Source organism: Marinobacter sp. 1_MG-2023, assembly GCF_030549045.1.
In the GTDB taxonomy this organism is placed as follows: Bacteria; Pseudomonadota; Gammaproteobacteria; order Pseudomonadales; family Oleiphilaceae; genus Marinobacter.
On the sequence record NZ_JAUOST010000002.1, the window covers coordinates 654,650 to 675,014 of the forward strand.

The 20,365-nt window shown below is 55.1% G+C and carries 16 protein-coding genes; 3 read left to right on the plus strand and 13 right to left on the minus strand.

Features of this window, described 5'->3' with window-relative positions:
• Nucleotides 1-15: 15 nt before the first annotated feature.
• Entirely contained in the window at nucleotides 16-2,484 is a 2,469-nt protein-coding gene (gene plsB, locus Q4606_RS09055; RefSeq protein WP_303593984.1) for a glycerol-3-phosphate 1-O-acyltransferase PlsB, read from the plus strand.
• Between the two features lie 30 nt (nucleotides 2,485-2,514).
• Here plsB and Q4606_RS09060 read toward each other — a convergent pair whose 3' ends face one another.
• The 6 genes from Q4606_RS09060 to ppc all read right to left on the minus strand — a co-directional run bounded on the left by Q4606_RS09060 (nucleotide 2,515) and on the right by ppc (nucleotide 9,482).
• Nucleotides 2,515-3,378: a class I SAM-dependent methyltransferase gene (locus Q4606_RS09060; RefSeq protein WP_303607320.1), complete on the minus strand. Its 864-nt coding sequence runs from the start codon at nucleotides 3,376-3,378 to the stop codon at nucleotides 2,515-2,517.
• Nucleotides 3,378-3,737, minus strand: coding sequence for a UDP pyrophosphate phosphatase (locus tag Q4606_RS09065; protein WP_303593988.1), 360 nt, complete (start codon nucleotides 3,735-3,737; stop codon nucleotides 3,378-3,380). Before Q4606_RS09065 ends, Q4606_RS09060 begins: the two co-directional genes overlap by 1 nt.
• Nucleotides 3,738-3,814: 77 nt before the next feature.
• Nucleotides 3,815-4,513: a tRNA (adenosine(37)-N6)-threonylcarbamoyltransferase complex dimerization subunit type 1 TsaB gene (gene tsaB / locus Q4606_RS09070; RefSeq protein WP_303593990.1), complete on the minus strand. Its 699-nt coding sequence runs from the start codon at nucleotides 4,511-4,513 to the stop codon at nucleotides 3,815-3,817.
• 33 nt (nucleotides 4,514-4,546) lie between these two features.
• A complete protein-coding gene (gene adk, locus Q4606_RS09075) occupies nucleotides 4,547-5,200 on the minus strand; it encodes an adenylate kinase (protein WP_303607321.1) in 654 nt (217 codons plus the stop codon).
• A gap of 201 nt (nucleotides 5,201-5,401) precedes the next feature.
• Nucleotides 5,402-6,775 (minus strand): HDOD domain-containing protein, encoded by a 1,374-nt coding sequence (locus Q4606_RS09080; RefSeq protein ID WP_303594353.1) that lies wholly within the window; start codon nucleotides 6,773-6,775, stop codon nucleotides 5,402-5,404.
• A gap of 61 nt (nucleotides 6,776-6,836) precedes the next feature.
• Nucleotides 6,837-9,482 carry a phosphoenolpyruvate carboxylase gene (ppc, locus tag Q4606_RS09085; RefSeq protein ID WP_303607322.1) on the minus strand — a complete coding sequence of 882 codons (2,646 nt, stop codon included), beginning with the start codon at nucleotides 9,480-9,482 and terminating at the stop codon, nucleotides 6,837-6,839.
• Nucleotides 9,483-9,605: 123 nt separating this feature from the next.
• On the opposite strand from ppc, the gene Q4606_RS09090 reads away from it, so the two are divergent.
• A complete protein-coding gene (locus Q4606_RS09090; protein ID WP_303593995.1) occupies nucleotides 9,606-9,839 on the plus strand; it encodes a hypothetical protein in 234 nt (77 codons plus the stop codon).
• A 26-nt stretch (nucleotides 9,840-9,865) separates the two neighbouring features.
• Here Q4606_RS09090 and Q4606_RS09095 read toward each other — a convergent pair whose 3' ends face one another.
• The 5 genes from Q4606_RS09095 to cysM all read right to left on the minus strand — a co-directional run bounded on the left by Q4606_RS09095 (nucleotide 9,866) and on the right by cysM (nucleotide 15,764).
• Complete coding sequence (locus Q4606_RS09095) at nucleotides 9,866-10,210, minus strand: pilin assembly protein (RefSeq protein ID WP_303593997.1); 345 nt, start codon at nucleotides 10,208-10,210, stop codon at nucleotides 9,866-9,868.
• A gap of 134 nt (nucleotides 10,211-10,344) precedes the next feature.
• The gene (gene mazG, locus Q4606_RS09100; protein ID WP_303593999.1) at nucleotides 10,345-11,199 is read right to left on the minus strand and encodes a nucleoside triphosphate pyrophosphohydrolase; all 855 of its coding nucleotides are present in this window, start codon (nucleotides 11,197-11,199) and stop codon (nucleotides 10,345-10,347) included.
• Nucleotides 11,196-13,436 carry a GTP diphosphokinase gene (relA, locus tag Q4606_RS09105; protein WP_303594001.1) on the minus strand — a complete coding sequence of 747 codons (2,241 nt, stop codon included), beginning with the start codon at nucleotides 13,434-13,436 and terminating at the stop codon, nucleotides 11,196-11,198. The genes mazG and relA overlap by 4 nt, the downstream gene beginning before the upstream one ends.
• 58 nt (nucleotides 13,437-13,494) lie before the next feature.
• Nucleotides 13,495-14,844: a 23S rRNA (uracil(1939)-C(5))-methyltransferase RlmD gene (gene rlmD / locus Q4606_RS09110; protein ID WP_303607323.1), complete on the minus strand. Its 1,350-nt coding sequence runs from the start codon at nucleotides 14,842-14,844 to the stop codon at nucleotides 13,495-13,497.
• Between the two features lie 26 nt (nucleotides 14,845-14,870).
• A complete protein-coding gene (gene cysM, locus Q4606_RS09115; protein ID WP_303594005.1) occupies nucleotides 14,871-15,764 on the minus strand; it encodes a cysteine synthase CysM in 894 nt (297 codons plus the stop codon).
• A 223-nt stretch (nucleotides 15,765-15,987) separates the two neighbouring features.
• Here cysM and Q4606_RS09120 point away from each other — a divergent pair, with 223 nt between their 5' ends.
• Nucleotides 15,988-18,864: a response regulator gene (locus Q4606_RS09120; protein WP_303607324.1), complete on the plus strand. Its 2,877-nt coding sequence runs from the start codon at nucleotides 15,988-15,990 to the stop codon at nucleotides 18,862-18,864.
• Between the two features lie 30 nt (nucleotides 18,865-18,894).
• Here the strand turns inward: Q4606_RS09120 and pdxJ are convergent, their stop codons facing one another.
• Nucleotides 18,895-19,635: a pyridoxine 5'-phosphate synthase gene (gene pdxJ, locus Q4606_RS09125; RefSeq protein ID WP_303607325.1), complete on the minus strand. Its 741-nt coding sequence runs from the start codon at nucleotides 19,633-19,635 to the stop codon at nucleotides 18,895-18,897.
• On the minus strand, nucleotides 19,625-20,353 hold the full coding sequence (recO, locus tag Q4606_RS09130) for a DNA repair protein RecO (RefSeq protein WP_303607326.1): 729 nt from the start codon (nucleotides 20,351-20,353) through the stop codon (nucleotides 19,625-19,627). Before recO ends, pdxJ begins: the two co-directional genes overlap by 11 nt.
• Nucleotides 20,354-20,365 lie beyond the last annotated feature (12 nt).

The following is a 20,365-nucleotide window of genomic DNA, read 5'->3' on the forward strand; positions in this document are numbered from 1 at the left end:
TCGGAGCGACATTTTATGCGTCTTTACCAGGGTATTCGAAGCCTGATTCTGACCTTTTTCCGGAAAATACTATTTTTATGGGTCCGGACAGATGTCAGCGGGAACAGCGTCGATGCTTTGGGGCTATCGCCCGAAAAACCAGTTTGTTACGTGCTGCAGTACAGCTCACTTTCCAACCGGCTGGTGCTGGAACAGGAAGTGATTCGGGCCAAGCTGCCGGGCGCTACCACGTCGCTACCGGTAAAAAACGGCCCGTCACATTCGTTTTTTTTCCTCTATCGCCGCGTGGGAGGCCTGTTTCGCAGGCGCCAGACACCTACACCGACCACCGAATTCCAGGCCTTGGTTCGTTACGGCCTGGAGAACCCTGAACAGGATGTTCAGATTATTCCGGTATCCCTGTTCTGGGGCCGCTCCCCGGATAAAGAAAAGTCGTTGGTGAAGCTGTTGCTTTCCGACACCTGGTCTGTCGCCGGCCGACTGCAGAAGTTTCTTGTTATTCTGGTGCACGGCCGCAATACCTATGTGCAATTCAATAAGCCGTTGTCGCTTGAGCAGGTTATCAATGAGTACCGTCACAGCGAAGAGCGCGCCAACCGCAAACTTGCACGTATTCTACGCACCCATTTCCGCAAGGTTCGGCAAGCCGTTCTTGGCCCCGACCTTTCTCACCGCAGAACACTGGTAGAAGGCTTGCTAAGAACCCAGGCGGTGAAAGAGGCTATTCGGGAAACGGCAGTTGCCGAGGACATTGCTCCGGCAAAGGTTCGTGCCCGGGCGTTCAAATACGCCGATGAAATAGCCGCCAATATGTCGGTCGTTACCATCCGCGTGTTCGAGGTACTTCTTGCCTGGCTATGGAACCGCCTCTATAACGGCGTCTCGGTCAATAATATTCGCGTAGTGACCGAAACCGCCCAGAACAACGCCGTTGTCTATGTGCCGTGCCACCGCTCCCACATCGACTACCTTCTTCTATCTTATGTGCTGTACAAAAACGGCCTGATGCCGCCACATATCGCCGCTGGAATTAACCTCAACATGCCGGTTGTCGGGCCGATTCTGCGCCGGGGCGGGGCCTTTTTCATGCGCCGAAGCTTCCGCGACAACCCCCTGTACTCAACGGTATTCAATGAGTATATGCATGTCATGCTCACACGCGGCTATTCCATTGAGTATTTCGTAGAGGGCGGCCGGAGTCGTACTGGCCGGATGTTGCAGCCTCGCCCCGGCATGCTTTCCATGACCGTGCGCAGCTTTTTGCGCGACCATCGCAAGCCAATCGTTTTTGTTCCTGTGTACATCGGGTATGAGAAAGTCATGGAGGGTCGTTCTTACCTAGGGGAACTCCGCGGTAAGAAAAAACAGAAAGAGAGCGTGTTCGGCCTCGCCAAAACTGCTCGAAAACTCGGTAACTCCTTTGGCCAGGTTGCGGTCAACTTTGGTGAAGCCATACACCTCTCTGATGTCCTGGACGACGTTCACGTCAGTTGGCGGGATGAGGCCTACGATTCCGAATACCGCCCTGCCTGGCTTACCAAAGCGGTTACAGAACTGTCTCTTCGAGTCGCCTCCAATATCAACGCGGCGGTTTCCGTCAACCCCATTGGCATGATCGCAACCGTGCTTCTTGGCGCCGAAAGGCTGGCGATGGATGAGGGCCAGCTAATCCGCCTCGCGGATCAGTATGCGGCGCTTCTGAAAGCCTTCCCTTACGCCGAAACGGTAACCCTCCCGGAAGGTAGTGGCAAAGACTGGGTAGCCTACTGCGAGTCCATGGGGCTGGTCTCGCGCCAACCCCAGAAACTGGGAGACATTATCGGGCTGGAAGGTAGCAATGCCATTCTGATGACTTACTACCGAAACAACATCCAGCACCTCTTTGCATTGCCTTCTCTGGTGGCCAGCCTGTTTGAAAACAAGAGTTCGCTGGCCAGGGACAAGATTGTAAACCTGGCAAGCGTCGCCTACCCCTACGTGCAATCAGAACTGTTCCTGAAATATCAACCCGACGAAGCGGAAGCGGTAATCAACCAGTGGATTGATGTGCTGGTACAACAGGGCCTGCTGGTAGCTCAGGACAACGAACGAATCGCCCACCCGGAAGAAGGCACCGAAGCCATGCTTCGTCTGAAGGTGCTCTCACGATTCATCATCCAGACCGTAGAGCGTTACCACATCGCTCTGGGCATACTGCGCAAGTACGGCTCCGGCAAGATCACCGCGGCCGAACTTGAAGAACAGAGCACACTGCTGGCCGAGCGCATGTCCATACTGTTCGGGCTTAATGCGCCTGAGTTTTTCGACAAAACCCTATTCCGGAATTTTATCGCCAACATGCAGAAGGATGGTGTTATTACCACCGATGATAACGGGCTGCTTTGTTATGGTGATGGGCTGGATGAAGTGGCAGATGATGCGAGGCTGGTACTGAGTGTTGAGAAGCGCCAGGCGATTCAGCAAGTGACCATGCTGGGCGTTTGAGGCGTACACGAAAGACCGGCAATCATACGCCTAGCGCGGCAAGGCGCGGATGGGGTAGATATCGTAGCGGCTGCTCTTGCCTTCTATCCGGGTACCTGGCTCGGCCCCGCCGATTGCGGGAGCCTTGCGCGGGCGCTTCACCACAACCCTGTACCTTGCTGCAGCCAAGGCAGCCTCCAGCAGTGCTTCTGAATCGTCATCATCCCCTACAACCGTTCGAAACACCTGCATTTCTTTCTTCACAAGCGCCGACTTTACCCTGTGAGGAAACATGGGGTCGAGATAGATCACGTCAGCAAGGGTACCTTGATTGGAGCTCTCGTCATCACCACCGTCCACTGCAGCATTGCGCAGCCAATCAATACTACTACCGGAATGAAGCGTCATCCGCGCGATGATCGGAGCACAATCCACATTCAACGATGCCCGCGCCAACCCGTCTGCCAACAGCGCATGAATCACCGGGTTCCGCTCGAAAAGACTCACCCTGCACCCCAGGCTGGCAAGCACAAACGCATCCTGGCCCAGACCTGCTGTCGCATCCAGGACATGCAGGTCGGCTTTTGTTTTCTGCAATCCGACCGCACGGGCTACAAGCTGGCCGGAGCCACCACCATGTTCCCGGCGGTAACCCATCTTACCGGTGACAAACTCTGCCCTTACCGGGCCAGGCGCGTTTTTGCCAGCCACCTGCAAACACAAACCATGTTCATCCAGAAACAACAATGCACTCACATTCCGGATATCTTTAGGGCTGGCAACGCCCAGATAGGGTAATGAAAGATCAGTACTGAGCGCCAGTGCCTGGCGATCGTCACCCAGGGGACTTCTCGCTATCGCCAGTGGAATGGTTTCATCAGTGGAGGAGGCATTCGAAGCTTTGGCGCGAGACATCAGACCAGAATATCAATTCCGGCGAGCGCTGTGCCGCCAGATTCCTGTCCTGCTGCTGCAACACTTGCGAACGTAGATAGTGCCCGGGCCGCGGGGAGCGGCACCTCATCCGCCCGGAAGCGTTCCAGGCGCACATCCTCAGATGCCCTGCGAGCTTCTACACGACGCTCAGGGTTATCACCGACGTTTCGTTCAGATGCTGGCACATTCGTGCTGTCTGCAAGATCTCGGCGGGCTGTTTCGGCTGCTTTCTCAGGAGCAGAGGCAGGAGCGCGGGCAACATCAGTGCGTTCACGCACAGGGCTATTGGTGCCCGACTGATAGGAAAGTGTACTGCCTGGATTAATACCACCAATCATGGTCAGGGTACCGCTCGCTCAGGGAAAATAATGACTCGTTATAGAAGTATGAAAGAAGTCTGCACCGATTAAAAGACTTACTCGCGGCCCGGCAGTTTCTTCCAGGTGACTTCATCGCGGATGTAGACTGGTTGAGCCTGCTCTGCCCGCACAGCCAAGCCTTGATTAAACTTCGCATAGGCCAAGCGTGCAACCCAGCTCGCCCGGGGAATAAGAGCTTCATCTACGGAATTGATTCGTTCTGACACGTCGGCTGGCATACCGTCACGATATGCCCAACCCTGGCTTGCGCCAACCCAGTTTGCAACGCCAGCTTCCAGGGAAACCCTGGACGGCGAACAAACACGCTCGTCGCCCAGCAGCTCCGGCAAGCCCGAGTGGTTGCGGAAACACCCCCAATAGAGCTCGCTCATGCGGGCATCAAACGCAACAGCAACCCCCTCGCCCTCACCTACCTGCATGGCTTCAATAGCACCCAGCGCAACCGCTTCCAGTGAAGAGACAGGCACCACGGGGAGATCAAGCCCCCAGGCCAGCCCCTGGATCACACCCGTGGCAATACGAACTCCGGTAAAGGAGCCCGGTCCACAGGCAAACGCCAACGCATCAAGTTCTGCAGGTTTCAGCGCTTGCTCCGCCAGTAATCCGCGAACCATCGGCATCAACAGGCGGGTGTGGCCCCTGGGAGCGATCTCAAACTTCTCGAAAACCTCACCATCAACAAAAAGGGCTGCCGAGCAGCCCTCTGAGGAGGTATCCAGTGCCAAAATTTTCACAAGCGGGCGCTGCCTCGGCGGAACGTCGTTGAATTATTTGAGTTTGGCAAGAATCTGATCGCGAATGCTGTCCAGGCTGCCAACACCTTTTACGCTCACATACTCAGGCGCAAGTTCCGGCTGTTTTTCTGCCAGGCCCTGATAATAGCCAATCAAAGGTGCCGTCTGATCATGATAAATCTGCAGACGTTTGCGAATAGTCTCTTCTTTGTCGTCCGGGCGCTGCATCAGCGGCTCACCGGTTTCGTCGTCCTTGCCTTCCACTTTCGGTGGATCGTATTTGACATGATAGATGCGACCACTGCCTTCGTGCACACGACGACCAGAAAGCCGGCTGACAATCTCTTCGTCATCTACCGCAATCTCGACAACGTAGTCGATAACAATACCCTGGTTTTTCAAGGCTTCGGCCTGGGGAATGGTGCGGGGGAAGCCGTCGAGCAAATAGCCATTTGCACAATCTGGCTGCTGAACCCGTTCTTCAATCAGAGCAATGATTATGTCATCGGATACCAGGCCGCCGGTTGCCATAACTTCCTTGACCTGTTTCCCAAGGTCCGACTCAGCCTTGACGGCTGCCCGAAGCATGTCACCGGTAGATATCTGAGGAATGCCAAAGCGTTCAGTTATGAACTGGGCCTGAGTCCCCTTTCCCGCGCCAGGTGCGCCTAACATGATGATTCGCATAACGCTGTGCTCCCATTTTCGTCATTATAGTTTGAAAAGTTGCGGCAAAGATCTATGTCTTTGCGACAACTTCTCCTTCCGGAAAAGGTGTCAGCCGGATTCGATGATGGCGCATTATACGAACTCAGTCACCTCAGAGAAAGTCGACCTCCGTATCATCTCCGGGAAACGGACTTGCCGCAGAAGCCGGGAAGGTTACTGTCAGGCGGTCAGAGATAATGCAAGCGCGTCGAGATCCGGGGCAACCTGATCGACCTGAGCCATCAGATCACCTACGAATGCTGGCTCCAGCCCCAAACCCTGCAGAAGTGCAGGAACATCATCAGGGTTAAATTCATCACCAATACCCCGATCTTTTAACAACGCATTGGCGAGCTGGACGATCATGACGTAGTTCTCATTCTCGCCGTGATAACCAGGCTGCTGATGAACACCGGCTGCTTTGACCACCGGATCAGGCAACTCCCATAACCTGTGCAAAATACCACCGATAGCACCGTGCCCAACGGCAATAATTTCCTGCTCGCCACCCTGGCCGAATACCTGTTGTTCCAGCGACTGCATACTGGCCTCAGGATTAGCTTCGCGCAGTCTGTTGAGCTCTTTGAACTCAATAGGAAACAGGTGTCCCACCAGCAATAAGCCAAAGTTATGCAACAGGCCACATAAGTAGGCAAGGCCTTTATCGGCACCACAACTGGGTGCCATGGTCTGGCACAGGAATGCGCAGTAGAGTGAGTGGCGCCAGAAGTTATCCATCCCAAGAATGCCGGATCTGGGGACATCAAACGCACGTACCGAAGCAATACCCATCGCAATATGGGCAACACGATCAAACCCCAGAACCCGGGTTACCGCGTCCTGCACGGAGTTGATCTGGCCCGGATAGTGAAACAAAGCTGAACGCGCATAACGCATAACCTGCGCGGTCAGGCTCGGATCGAACTCTATGAGTTCTGCCAGTTCACGGGCGGTTGCTTCGGTATTCGAAGTCAGGCGCAGAATGCGCAGTGCCAGAGCCGGCATGGGCGGCAATCGGTACAGTTTTTTCAGCTTGCTGGCCACCTCCGCCAACGTCAGCGCATCCCGGGCACCCTCATTGCCTGGGCCACGGATCGCCACATGCCCTTCCCTTGACCCTGCCATCGCAAGACGCAAAGAGCGGCCGTCCAGTTCAACCATAGAATGATCCGTGCCACTGGAAAACAAAACCCGCTCGAACCGGTCAATGCCTTCGTCCAGCAACACGGGCAAGTCGTAGGCATTGCCAATTGGTGGCGTGAACCCGGGATCACAGTCGCTGAACAGCCTCATGGTCTGTTGGACCGTGAGAGGCTGCAGGTGCCGGCCCGTCATTTGCCGGAGGGCATCGGCATCAAGCGAACTGTCATATCTGTGAACCACCATCACAATGCCGCTGATATCGATCAGCAACGTTGCTTTAATGACATCCTCACGGGCAGACCCCAGAGCGGACACCGCCGAATCCAGGCTTGAAGCCTGCTCGATGGGTCGCTCTTTGTAGGCTATGTCCTGTTGATCGAAAAAACGCTGCAATCGCGTTGCGAGAGCCACACCAATACTCCTGTTGTCCATGGCAGGAGCTCTGCGCGCCCCTCGTCCGTCCCCGGTGCTGTTAACCTGTGTTACGCATACCGGCAGCAATGCCCGCCATTGTAACCTTAAGTGCGCGTTCTACCAGCTCAGGAACCTCTCCCTTGCCTTCGCTTTCACGATCGCGCTTCAGCAGCTCCGCCTGAAGATAATGCAAGGGATCTGTATAAGGGTTGCGCACACGCATCGAGTGGGCAAAAACTGGCTCATGTTCCAGTAGCTCGCTCTGCTCCTTAAGCTCCAGAAGGCGCTGGACACAGCCTTCAAGCCGCTTACTCAAGCTGGCGCCAAGCTCTTTCAGCTTTTCGTCGCTCAACAGGGTTTTTTCATAATAGCCGGCGATACGCAGGTCGGCCTTGGCCAAAACCATTTCAAGCATATCTACGTAAGTGCGGAAAAATGGCCAACCCTGCATCATCTCGCGCAACATGGGCAATCGCCCGTCTCTGGCCGCCTCTTCAAGCGCTACGTCACTACCCAGCCAGCTCGGCAGCATCAGTCGTATCTGAGTCCAGGCAAAAATCCAGGGAATTGCCCGCAGGCTCTCGACACCGCCTGAAGCCTTACGGCGCGCAGGCCGGCTACCCAGAGCGAGCTTCCCCAGCGCCTGTTCAGGCGTAACCTGGCGGAAGTAGGGTACAAAATCCGGATTATCCCTGACCACTTCGCGGTAGGCCTTCAGCGAGCGCTCAGTCAGCCAGTCCATGGTTTCACGCCATTTTTCCTCCGGCTCGGGCGGAGGCAGCAGGGTGGCTTCGATTGCCGCTGTGGTGTACAGCGTCAGGCTTTGTACCGCCAGTTGGGGCAGGCCAAACTTGAAGCGAATCATTTCACCTTGCTCGGTAATCCTGAAGCTGCCGTTCACCGAGCCGGGAGGTTGAGACAGAATTGCACGATTCGCCGGACCACCACCCCGGCCAACGGTTCCCCCGCGGCCGTGAAACAGTGTCAGGTGAACGCCGTACTGGCTCGCTACCTGGGTGAGCTTTTCCTGCGCCTGATACTGAGCCCAGGCCGCCATAAGCTGGCCGGCATCCTTCGACGAATCCGAATAACCAATCATGACTTCCTGCCGGCCCTGGCAATAATCCCGGTACCACTCGACCTCATACAGCGCCGCCATGCTGTCGGGCGCTCCGCGCAAGTCGTCCAGCGTTTCAAACAGAGGAACCACTCGCATGGGGAATTTCATTCCCGATTCGCGGAGCAACAGGATAACGCTGAGCACATCGGAAGGCTTGCTGGCCATGGAGATGACATAAGAACCCAGCGCTTCAGGCGTTTGCTGCGCAACGACCTCACAGGTGTCCAGCACCTCACGCACCGGCTCAGAAGGCTCCCAGCTCCTGGGGACAAGCGGTCGACGCCCCTGAAGCTCCCTTAACAGGAATGCCTGACGCTCGCTTTCAGTCCAAGACAGATAGTCGCCCAGACCAAGATACTCCACCATCTCGGCTACCGCTTCGGCGTGACGGGTGGCCTCTTGACGAATATCCAGACGAATCAACGGAAGGCCAAACGTGTGAGCCCGGCGAATGGTGTCCAGCAACGCGCCTTCGGCTATATGTTCCAGCCCGCACTCAACCAGTGAGCGATAGCAAAGCTCCAGCGGTGCCGTCAGATCCCGGTTTTCGAACAAGATTCCGCTAGTGTCTGCAGGCTCTCCACTGACACTGGCTTCAGCCCAATCCCGGGTTTTCAGCAGGCGCTCGCGAAGTTCAGCCAGCACATGGCGGTATGGCTCCCGGGAATCCCCCGCCAGGCTGCGCAGTTCGTCGCTCGCCTGCCACATGGAAAGCTCTGCCCGTAGCGCACGAATATCCCGGAGAAAAAGATCCGCTGCCATCCAGCGCCCAAGCATAAATACCTTTTGCGTCACCTCGTGAGTGACATTCGGATTGCCGTCCCTGTCGCCGCCCATCCACGAGGCGATGCGAACAGGTGACGCCTGCAGGGGCAACCCCTTCCCTGTCGCCTTCTGCAGCGACCCGTCCAGGTTGTCAAGAAATCGCGGCAAAGCCTGCCAAAGGCTGTTTTCAATAACTGCAAAACCCCATTTGGCCTCATCAACAGCCGTGGGGCGCTCATGCCGGATCTCGTCTGTGTGCCAGGCTTCTGCCACCAGCCGCGACAGGCGTTCTGTAATCGCCTCTTGCTCCGCCGGCATAAGATCATCATGATCCAGGCTGGCCAGACACTCTGACATTTCATCGTACTTCATAATCAGCGTGCGCCGCGCAACTTCCGTCGGATGAGCTGTCAGCACAAATTCGACACGCATGTCTGCCACACATTTATGAAGTGCTTCGGGGCTGACACCGCTATTTTTCAACCGCTCGAAAACATCTGAAACAGGCTCCACCATCAGATCAGATTGATGGTCGCGCTTACGACGAATGCCGTGGTATTGCTCTGCGAGGTTCGCAAGGTTGAGGAACTGGTTAAATGCCCTGGTAACCGGTAACAGTTCGTCATCACTCAATTTACCGAGAAGGTTAACCAGACGCTGGCCAGACCCGCTTTCCTGTCGCCGGTCGGATTTGGCGGCAGCCCGGATTTCCTCAATAAGATCAAAACAATCCCGACCAGGGTGGCGTTGAATGCTCTGCCCCAGAAGCTCGCCCAACATACGGACATTTTCGCGAAGATCAGGGTGTAGCTCAGTCACATTGGCGTCCTTTTGAATTGACGGAGACAAAGTAAACTAACGATACTAAGGAACTGCCGGAAAAGTCTATTGGCCATTGATGCCGTAGCTATGACAGTGAGGCCATATCTATGAGGAGTGCCCATGAAAGTAACGGACCTGCATAAGCAATGGGAACAACAGAAAAAGCCTGTTGAGCGAACCCACGACTATAACCTCAGGCTTCCCCTGGAAGACGCTGCGAGAATCTCTGCGCTGGCAGAGCTGTATCCCGATCGCAGCGAAAGTGACATTCTGAATGATGTGATTGCCGCAGCCCTGGATGACCTTGCCAGCCAGGGCCCGCTAAAAGAAAAGTTGGGCGGTAAAAGCAGTTAAACCAGCGGAGCCAGAAGCCTGCTCGATCACGCTGCGGATTCGAGCTGGCGGGCTTTCAGGCGCTTGATATGTTTCTGACTCAGGCGCACGAATTCCGGGGTAACGCCCTGGTCCTCATATATTTCAAATCCGTCCTCGTCATGGGCAACCACCTTGGTGCCCTGAACGTAGGGGAAACCGGTTTCTATTTCATCAAGAGAGGAGGAAATCAGGTCGCGCATGAGATCCTGAGGCGATTTCAACGGGTAGATAACCGCCAATTTTTCAAGCATCCGATGATGCTGGTCAGACAAGGCCATAAAGCTGGCATCCCGGGTAAGTCTGCCTCTTGCATGCTTGTCCCAATAACTGACCAGATCTTTGATTTTCATCGAGTCTGACTCCTGCATCCTGTTGAAGGCACACAGCGCACAAACAATGAGCGCCCTTTCGTGCAAGTGTAGACCAAGCTCAGGAACAGAAGCCCAGGAAATTGGTAACGGATTGTACCTACGCTTTCCGGCTGTCAGCTTTTCTTTTCAATACCCTTAACGGATTGCCAGATCTCGTCGAGTGCTTCCAGGGTTTCTTCATCAAAGGATCGGCCCTCACGTTCCAGAACCTGCTCGATGGCCCGGAATCGTGCCTCAAACTTATGGTTGGTGCGACCGACTGCCTGCTCCGGATTAACCTTCATGAAGCGCGCCAGGTTCACACACACAAATAGCAGATCGCCCAGTTCATCCTCTACGGCGTCGCGATCACCCTCTCCGGATTCGGCGGCCTGCCAGGCTTCCTTCAACTCATCGATTTCTTCATGGAGTTTATCAAACACCGGGCCGACGTCTGGCCAGTCAAAACCATGGCGAGCTGCACGCTTTTGCAACTTCTCGGCCCGCACCATCGCCGGCAGCGCCCGGGCAATACCATCCAGCCGGCTTGGAGATGCTGCCGCCGACGATTTTTCGGGCTGGTTCTGAGCCCTCTCCTCTGCCTTGATGCGCTCCCAACTTTCTTTGATCCAGGCTTCGTCTGGCCGGTTATCCGGGTCTATGCGGCTTTCCAGAGTACCCTCAGGAAAGACATGGGGATGACGGCGCACCAGCTTGCGCACCAGGTGATCCACCACCGCATCAAAACTGAAAAGGCCCTCTTCCGCCCCTATCTGCGAGTAGAAAATCACCTGGAACAGCAGATCGCCCAACTCATCTTTCAAGTTAGGGTAGTCTTCCCTTTCGATGGCATCGGCTACTTCGTGGGCCTCCTCCAGAGTATGCGGCACAATACTTCTGAACGTCTGCTTCGTGTCCCAGGGACAACCGGTTTCCGGATCTCTCAATCTGGACATCAGAACTTTCAGATCATCAATGGAATAGCTCATGAGCGCTTACGCCTGACGTCAATAACATTGGGCAGGTTACGTATCTGGGCCAACAAGCGTGCCAACTGCTCCAGACTGTGAATTTCCACGGTCACCACCATGGTTGCCGTGTTGTCATCACGGTTGGTCACGGTGTGGAGAGACAGAACATCGCTCTTTGAAGACGACAATACCTGGGTAATATCCCTCAGAAGGCCCGATCTGTCATAGGCTTCAACCTCGATATCCACCGGGTAAACGGAGGCCTGTTTACCACCCCAACTCACCTCGATAATCCGGTTGGGCTCAAACTCCTGCAGATTCAGAAAGGTCAGGCAATCCTGGCGATGAACGGTCACGCCGCGCCCAACGGTAATGTAACCCCCGATGGGATCACCGGGGAGCGGCTTGCAACATTTTGCCACCTGAGTCTTCAGCTTTCCCACACCAAGAATGTGAATATCAGACTCGGTATCGTAGGGTTTGCGTCGTTGGGCGGTCAGCTTCAGGTCGAGCTGTTCAGACTTTGGCTCCAGCATTTGCTGGGCCACGTTGGCAACGTGTGCAGGGCGCAGGTCACCAGCGCCGATAGCGGCATACATATCTTCGACACTGTGGTAATTCACTTTTACGGCCAGCTCGCCAAGGTCAACATCATGCAACGAAAGACGTCTGAATTCGTCTTCAATGATGGCGCGGCCGTCTGTTACGTTGCGTTCGCGGTTCTGTTGTTTGAACCAGTGAGTTACCTTTGCCCGAGCCCGGGAAGTCTGAATGTACCCAAGACTGGGGTTCAGCCAGTCCCTGCTGGGCGCAGCATTATTTTTGGACGTAAGAATGAAAACCTGCTCTCCGGTTTTCAAAGGGTATGTCAGAGGGACAATGCGACTGTTTACCCGGGCACCGCGGCAGGCATGGCCGATTTCAGTGTGCACGCGGTAAGCAAAATCAACAGGTGTGGCGCCCTGAGGAAGATCAACGACATGTCCTTCCGGTGTAAAGATGTATATCCGGTCAGAGACCACATCTGATTTGAGATGGTCTGACAAGCCTGACAGGTCTCCAAGCTCTTCCTGCCACTCCAGCACCTGCCGGAGCCAGTTGATCTTGGCATCATAGCCCGAAGATTTATTGGCCTTATCCGTGCCTTTATAGAGCCAGTGCGCGCAAACCCCCAGCTCCGCATCTTCATGCATCGCATGGGTACGAATCTGAACTTCCAGAACCTTCCCATCAGGCCCGATCACTGCCGTATGCAACGACTGATAGCCATTCTCCTTGGGGCTGGCCACGTAATCGTCAAACTCATTGGGTATGTGACGCCAGAGCGTGTGCACTATCCCGAGAGCTGCGTAACAGTCCCTTACCTCAGGAACCAGAATCCGTACAGCTCGAATGTCGTACACCTGGGAAAAATCTATCCCCTTTATGCGCATTTTTCGCCAGATGCTGTAGATATGCTTGGCACGGCCTGAAAGCGAGGCGTCGATACCCGAGGCCTTCAACTCGGTCTGCAGGGTATCAATGACACGGCGGATATAGCCGTCACGGTCGAGACGCTTTTCGTCCAGGAGCTTGGCAATTTTCTTGTATGCCGTCTCGTGCAAATAACGGAACGACAGATCTTCCAGCTCCCACTTGATATGACCAATACCCAGTCGGTGGGCCAGCGGCGCGTATATATCGAACACTTCCCGGGCAACCCGCATGCGCTTTTCTTCAGGCGCATTTTTCACACCACGAATAGCGCAGGTGCGCTCCGCGAGCTTGATCAGGGCAACCCGGACATCATCAATCATGGTAACCAGCATTTTGCGGACGTTGTCCAACTGGCCTTCGCTCTGCCCGAGCACGTTGCCCTTGAGCGGGTGGTGAATGGAGGAGATGGCAGCCATTTGCTGCACGCCATTAATAAGACCTGCTATCTCGTCACCAAACTCCTTACGGATGACCTCAAGGGCGACCCGCTCCTCCCGCACCGCGCGGTAAAGAATGGCGGCCACAAGGCTGGCTTGATCCAGACGCAGCTCTGCGAGCACCTGAGCCATTTCAATGCCAATTCGAAAGCTGCTTGAGCCGGAAGCCCACTGACGGTCTTCCCGGAAAGCCTGCAAATCGATTTCAGCTGCTTTTTCGCAGGCCCTGCGAAACTGCTTCACGTCATCCAGATGAGCCTGAGAGGCGATCTGTTGGACCCAGCCTTCAATATCGATCTGGCCATCGCCAGTCATTGCATAGTCTTCTCGAACTTTTACCATATCAGTCTTGTTAGTCCCGGAGGTTCACCCAGCAGTCCTTTGCTGAGCACAACGACATTCAGTGTGAGTCCCGCTCAAACAGCGCAATAGACTCTACGTGTGTAGTGTGAGGAAACATATCCATCACACCAGCCCGCACGAGGCGATACCCGTTGCGCGCCATCACTCCTGCATCCCGGGCTAGGGTGGCCGGGTTGCATGATACATATACGATACGGCTGGCATTAAAGGCGGTCAGGTATTTGCAGATTTCCTCCGCACCGGAACGCGGCGGGTCGATAAGAATTTTATCAAAGCCCTCTTTTGCCCAGCCCTGCCCCGTAAAGTCACCGTGCAAATCGGCGCCGTGGAATGACACATTCGCAAGCCCGTTCATTTCCGCATTCTCCCGGCCCCGCGCCACCATAGCGTCATCACCCTCGACTCCTACAACCTGGCCGCCTTTGCGCGCCAGGGGCAGCGTAAAGTTACCCAGGCCGCAGAACAGGTCCAGAACACGCTCACCCGGCTGCACGTCCAGCCATTCCACGGCCTTGTTTACCATGTCTTTATTTATGCCTGCATTGACCTGGGTAAAGTCCATCGGATGAAATTTCATAGTCAGGTCAAAGGCATCAAGCCGGTAACTGAGGCGTTCATCCTGTCTACCCGCTGATTCCGGCCAGATACGATGGACGGTATCCGGGCCTTTGGGTTGCAGATAGATATGCAAATCATGGGCCTGACCAAAGGCAATCAGCTTTTCCCTGTCACCGCTACTCAGGTCATCCATATTGCGAAAAACCATGGCCGCCATATCATCTCCACAGGCAACCTCAACCTGGGGGATACGGGCATAGGCATCCATGCTATGTAACAAGGTACGCAGAGGAAGTATGCGCTCACCAATGCGTGGATCCAGCACCACACAACGGTCGATATCGGTGAGAAAGCTGTTACGCTTCTCCCTGAAACCTACCAGCACCGATTCCCGAGCCTTAACAAAACGCACACCCATACGCGCTTTGCGCCGGTAGCCGAGCGTGCTTTCCGGAAGCATTGGTTCAATCCACTCCTCAGGTTCTATGCCTCCAAAATGTGCAAACTGCTCACGCAACGTGTCTTCCTTGAACCCAATCTGTGCATCGCTGCTCATGTGCTGAAGGCTGCAACCACCGCACAGGTCTGCATATTCGCAGGGCGGCTTCTGGCGATCAGGCGCTGCCTGTAGTACTTCTAGTGTGCGCAGCTCATCGAACTTGCTTCGCGTGGACACCACCTTGGCCATGACCGTTTCGCCCGGCAAGGCACCGTCCACGAACAGGATCTTTCCATCCTGACGAGCGATACCGCGGCCATCATGGCTGAGTTTTTCCACTTCACAGCGCACGGGTTCCGTAGGAAGTACCTTCCTGCGTCTTCTGCTCATAGTCTGTTCTCTTGATATCGTCAGATTCAGGCGCCGGGGAAGACACCTGTTGATAAATAGCGGTCGCCACGATCGCAAATAATGGCCACGATGATGGCATTTTCAACCTGCTTTGACAGTTGCAGCGCTGCTGCAATAGAACCACCGGATGAAACACCGCAAAAAATGCCTTCCTGCTCGGCCAGGGCACGCATGGTTTCCTCAGCCTCTTGTTGCCCGATGTCTAGCACCTGGTCCACCCGGGTCGCATCGTAAATACGGGGCAAATACGCTTCCTGCCAGCGGCGGATACCGGGTATGGAGGCGCCTTCTTTTGGCTGCAAGCCAATAATGCGGATATCGGGATTGCGTTCTTTAAGGTAGCGGGAAACGCCCATAATGGTACCAGTGGTTCCCATGGAGCTGACAAAGTGGGTTACCCGACCTTCGGTCTGTTCCCAGATTTCCGGGCCCGTGGTTCGATAGTGTGCCAAAGGGTTATCCTGGTTGCTGAACTGATCAAGCACCTTACCTTTACCTTCCGCCTGCATTTTCAGAGCCTTGTCCCGGGCAACTTCCATGCCCTCATCACTGCTGACAGTGATGATTTCAGCACCATACGCGCGCATGGATGCGCGGCGCTCCTCGCTCATATTTGCGGGCATGATTAGAACCATTCGATAGCCTTTGATAGCCGCAGCCATCGCCAGAGCGATACCTGTGTTACCACTGGTTGCCTCAATCAGCGTATCGCCTGGCTGAATCTCGCCACGGCGTTCGGCTTCCTGAATCATCCCTATGGCGGGCCGGTCTTTTACAGAACCGGCAGGGTTATTACCCTCCAGCTTTGCCAGAATCACGTTGCTGGTATCGCCGGGAAGGCGCTGCAATCGAACCAGAGGCGTATGCCCGACATAATCTTCAATCGTGGGAAAATGCATATGAGAACCCTGTGGTACACTTTTGGGTTGGCATGATACGCCTTATGGCACCGGTCGCCCAATACAGCTTCTCGCTAAAACCATGACTGGAGGCTATAAAAAAAGTGTCTTTTTCCACTCAGCCGGCACTGATTGTAAGGTTATCTGTGCCCGGATAGCCTACTATTACAAGGACGTAACCCGCGTAAACAAGCGGCGTTAAGATATATTTTAGGAATTTCGTATGCGACGTTGGGGTATTCGCAAAAAAGTGCTGGTGGTAACTCTTGTTCCCACCCTTCTCACCACCCTGATACTGGGGCTGTTTTTTACCTACAGCTGGGTTAACAATATTGAGAGCCTGCTAAGAGATCGCGGCGAATCCCTGTCCCGCCAACTTGCAGCCGGTTCGGAATACGGATTGTTCACTGCAAATCGCAGCCTGCTGAGCAGTCTTTCCAACGCGTTACTCGAAGAACAGGATGTGCGCTCGATTACGTTCTTTGACAGTGACCGCCGTCGCTTGCTGCACACAGGCCCGGGTAGTTCCGACAATCTTGATAGCAACGAGCTGACCAGTGATCGGGCGAGCCGCATTGCCCGCGCCACAAGTACGCGCTTTGTACATCCGGTTTTCCTCCAGGATCTGATGATCCAGTCCGTGCTTGACCCGGACACCCGACAGTCGGCCGCTCAACAACGTGAGCCCATGGGCTGGGTAGCTGTGGAGATGTCCCACATACGCACCGAGAAAGAAACCTACAAAGCTCTTCTGATCTCTTTATTGCTGATTCTTGGCGGCGTGGTTTTCAGCCTTCTTATTGCACTGCGCCTGAGCCGAGCATTTACCGGCCCGGTGTTCGAGCTGAACGCGGCAGTGGCAAAACTAAAAGAGGGAAAACTCGACACCCGTGTACATACCGGGGCAGGCCCGGAATTTGAACAGCTGGAGTCAGGTCTGAACGCCATGGCGGAAGGGCTAAGCACTGCCCAGGCAGAAATGCAGCAGAACATCGACCAGGCGACAGAAGATCTGCGTGAGACTTTGGAAACCATTGAAATCCAGAACATTGAACTGGATCTTGCGCGCAAGGAAGCCCTGGAAGCCAGCCGGATAAAGTCTGAATTTCTGGCGAATATGTCCCATGAGATCCGGACCCCACTTAACGGAATTATCGGCTTCACCGAATTACTGCTCAAAAGCCCGCTACCCCGCCAACAAAGGGACCATTTGAGCACCATACGCAAGTCTTCCGAAATTCTTCTGACGATCATTAACGACATTCTGGATTTTTCGAAGATTGAGGCCGGCAAGCTGATCCTGGACCGCGTTCCATTCCAGCTGAGGGATATTGTCGAAGACGTCATGGTTATGCTGGCACCTGCTGCCCACAGCAAAAACCTGGACCTCGTGCCTCTGGTTTATAACGATGTGCCAGACAACATCATGGGCGACCCTCTGCGGGTCAAACAGGTAATCACCAACCTGGTCAACAACGCCATTAAGTTTACCCAAACCGGTGAAGTGGTATTGCGCGCCAGTCTTGAGGATGAGGACAAAGAAAACAACCGGGTTACCCTTCGTCTGAGCATTACAGATTCCGGTGTGGGGTTATCCCGGGTCCAGCAGCAATCGTTGTTCAACGCATTCAATCAGGCAGACGCCTCTACTGCCAGGCAGTATGGCGGTACGGGACTGGGCCTGGCTATTTCAAAGCGTTTGGTGGAGGAGATGGGTGGCAAGATTGGCCTGCAGAGTGAGCTTGGGAAAGGTTCCACTTTCTGGTTTACCCTGACACCGGAGCTGTCTTCTGGCGGTGAGGCAATTGCGCCCCGAGACGCCCTTCGGGGCGAGCGGGTTATCTACCTGGAACACCAAAAAACCTGTGGCCTTGCAGTTGAGCATCTTTTGCGGGAATGGGGCATAACGGTTGACCGCGTCGCATCGCCTGGCGCCATGCAGGAGCAGGTCGAGAATGCACAAAAGAGCCAGTCAGGATACGCGGCAGCGATCGTTGGAATCACCAGGCACCTGCTCAATTCAAACCAGTACTGTGAACTGGTGCGGACGCTGGAGGTCGAGCGCGATTGCCGAACTCTGTTACTGACACCAACCCTGGAAGTCCACGACACCTCTCTGGCCGGACTGGCAAGCGGCCACCTGTCCAAACCGGTGTGCCGTGACGCACTTTATGACGAACTGCTTCTTCTGGTACACGGCATTAACACTTCCGGGCAAGGCATTTCACGCCAGGAGCATGCCGCCCGCCTGCCTATCCCAGACGATATGCCCAGAGTACTGGCCGTAGACGATAACGAGGCCAATCTGAAACTGGTCATGACTTTATTGCAGGATTACCAGATAGACGTGGAAGGCGCATCAAGCGGCTTTGAGGCTCTTAGCAAAGCCCGGCAAAAGGCTTTTGATCTTGTTTTCATGGACCTTCAGATGCCTGGCATGGACGGCGTGGAAACAACCTCACGCCTTCGCGAGATGGACAACAACAACCACAGAACAACGATCATTGCCCTGACGGCACACGCACTCGCCGACGAGCAGGAACGCCTGACCAGACAAGGTTTCGACGGTTACCTACCCAAGCCGATCAGCAGCGCACAGCTTGCAGAAACCATTCAGGAGTGCACAGGCTACCAATGCCGTAGCATCCGTCAGGCTGACCAGCCTGCTGTACCGGAAGTCCGTGATACGAGACGCGCTTTAAGACCCTCCACGCGCAAAATGCAGCGCGACTGTGTAAGCGTAGCTGAAAGCATTCAGCTCGCAGCTGGCAAAACAGATCTGGCTGAGGAGTTGTTCAGCATGCTTCTGGAACAGCTGCCTGCTGAACTGAACCGGATTGCCCGGCTCTGGGATGAGCGCAATCTGGAAGAGCTGCTGGAATGTGTCCACAGACTTCACGGCGCAACACGCTACTGCGGTGTTCCGGAGCTGCGGTCGGCAGCAAATCGCCTGGAAACAGCACTCAAACGGTCAGCATCAGACGTGGAGCTGCAAAAGAACCTGCTGGTTTCTGCTATCGAACGGCTGCAAATCTGGAGTGAGAAGACCGACTGGCAGGAGATGTTTCGGGAGCACCACCAGCAAGCTGAAACCAACTGATAGTGCACTCGCGGCGGTGCCAGAAATGGATCAGGCTCTTCCACGCGCCCGGTCAAGGATCACATTCATATCCCGGACAGCTTCTTTGAGGCCACAAAATACCGCCCTGGCAATAATGGCGTGGCCAATATTCAGTTCATTGATACCCGGGATGGCGGCAACCCGCTCAGTATTGTGATAGTGCAACCCGTGGCCCGCGTTCACAATCAAGCCCTTTTTGCGCGCATAGGACACGGCCTCCGCCAGAATCTTGAAGGCGGTGTCCTGTGCCTCTGGACCAACCGCCTCAGCGTACTCACCCGTATGGAGCTCGACAACCGGTGCACCACAGCGCACCGCTGCATCAATCTGTGCGCGATCCGGATCGATAAACAGAGATACTTCCGCACCCAGTCTGGCCAGTCGTTCGCATGCGCTGGCAACACGACTTTCCTGGCCGTCCACGTCGAGCCCTCCTTCCGTCGTCAGCTCTTCCCGTTTTTCCGGAACCAGGCATACGCACTCGGGCCGCACTTTCTCGGCGAATTCCAGCATGGCGTCCGTAACGGCCATCTCGAGATTCATTTTGGTTTGCAGCACTTCTTTGAGCAGCAACACATCGCGATCCTGGATGTGTCGACGGTCTTCCCTGGGGTGGATGGTTATGCCATCCGCACCGGCCTCTTCCGCCATTAGCGCAGCCTGTACCGGATCGGGGTAACGTGTTCCCCGGGCCTCACGTAAGGTGGCAATATGATCGATATTGACGCCAAGCAATACTCTAGGATTCATGTCGTTCTCCCCTGAGATGATTGAAAAGACTGCGACTGTTCAACGGACGCCCCTGAAGCAGGTAGTCTGTCAGTACGCGCATTACCCGCTTTGATATCCGGCGGCTTGCGACGCTTTCATAATCCCCGGCCGCAAGTGCCAGCAGCGTTTCTCCGGGCAAGTTCTGTAAACGCACACCAATCGAGACAGCAGCGACGATACCCTGCTCAGGATCATAGCAATAGCTTTGAGCAGCACTGACAGGCTGACCGGTATCCGTTGCCAGCGCCCAGGAAAAATCGAACCCAAGGGCGGCCGCAAACGCCTGCTCGAACTTTCGCAGTACCGGTTCAACATCGGATGTCTGTGCAAGCTGTGCCAGGGCTTCAATGTATGCGGCAAAAAGAGTCTGATGAGGATCCGCCTGGGGCAGCACCCGTTGTATCAGCTCATTCAAATACAAACCACTGTAAAGGGATAGGGTACGGTGCAAAGCTGGGCCGTCACGAACATCTATGTGGGTCAGGGTTTTCAGGTCGCCGCGCCCTATCCAGCCCAACATCAGGGGCTGAAAGGGTTGGAGCTGAGCCTTCAGTGGACTTTTACTGCCGCTGGCACCGCGGGCTATCACGCTCATACGGCCATGGTTCAGAGTAAAAAGATCAACCATGAGACTGGTTTCCCGCCACGGACGACGGTGAATCACATAGGCGGGTTCCTGCTGCGCTTCTCTTCTCATGGTGCCTCGGGG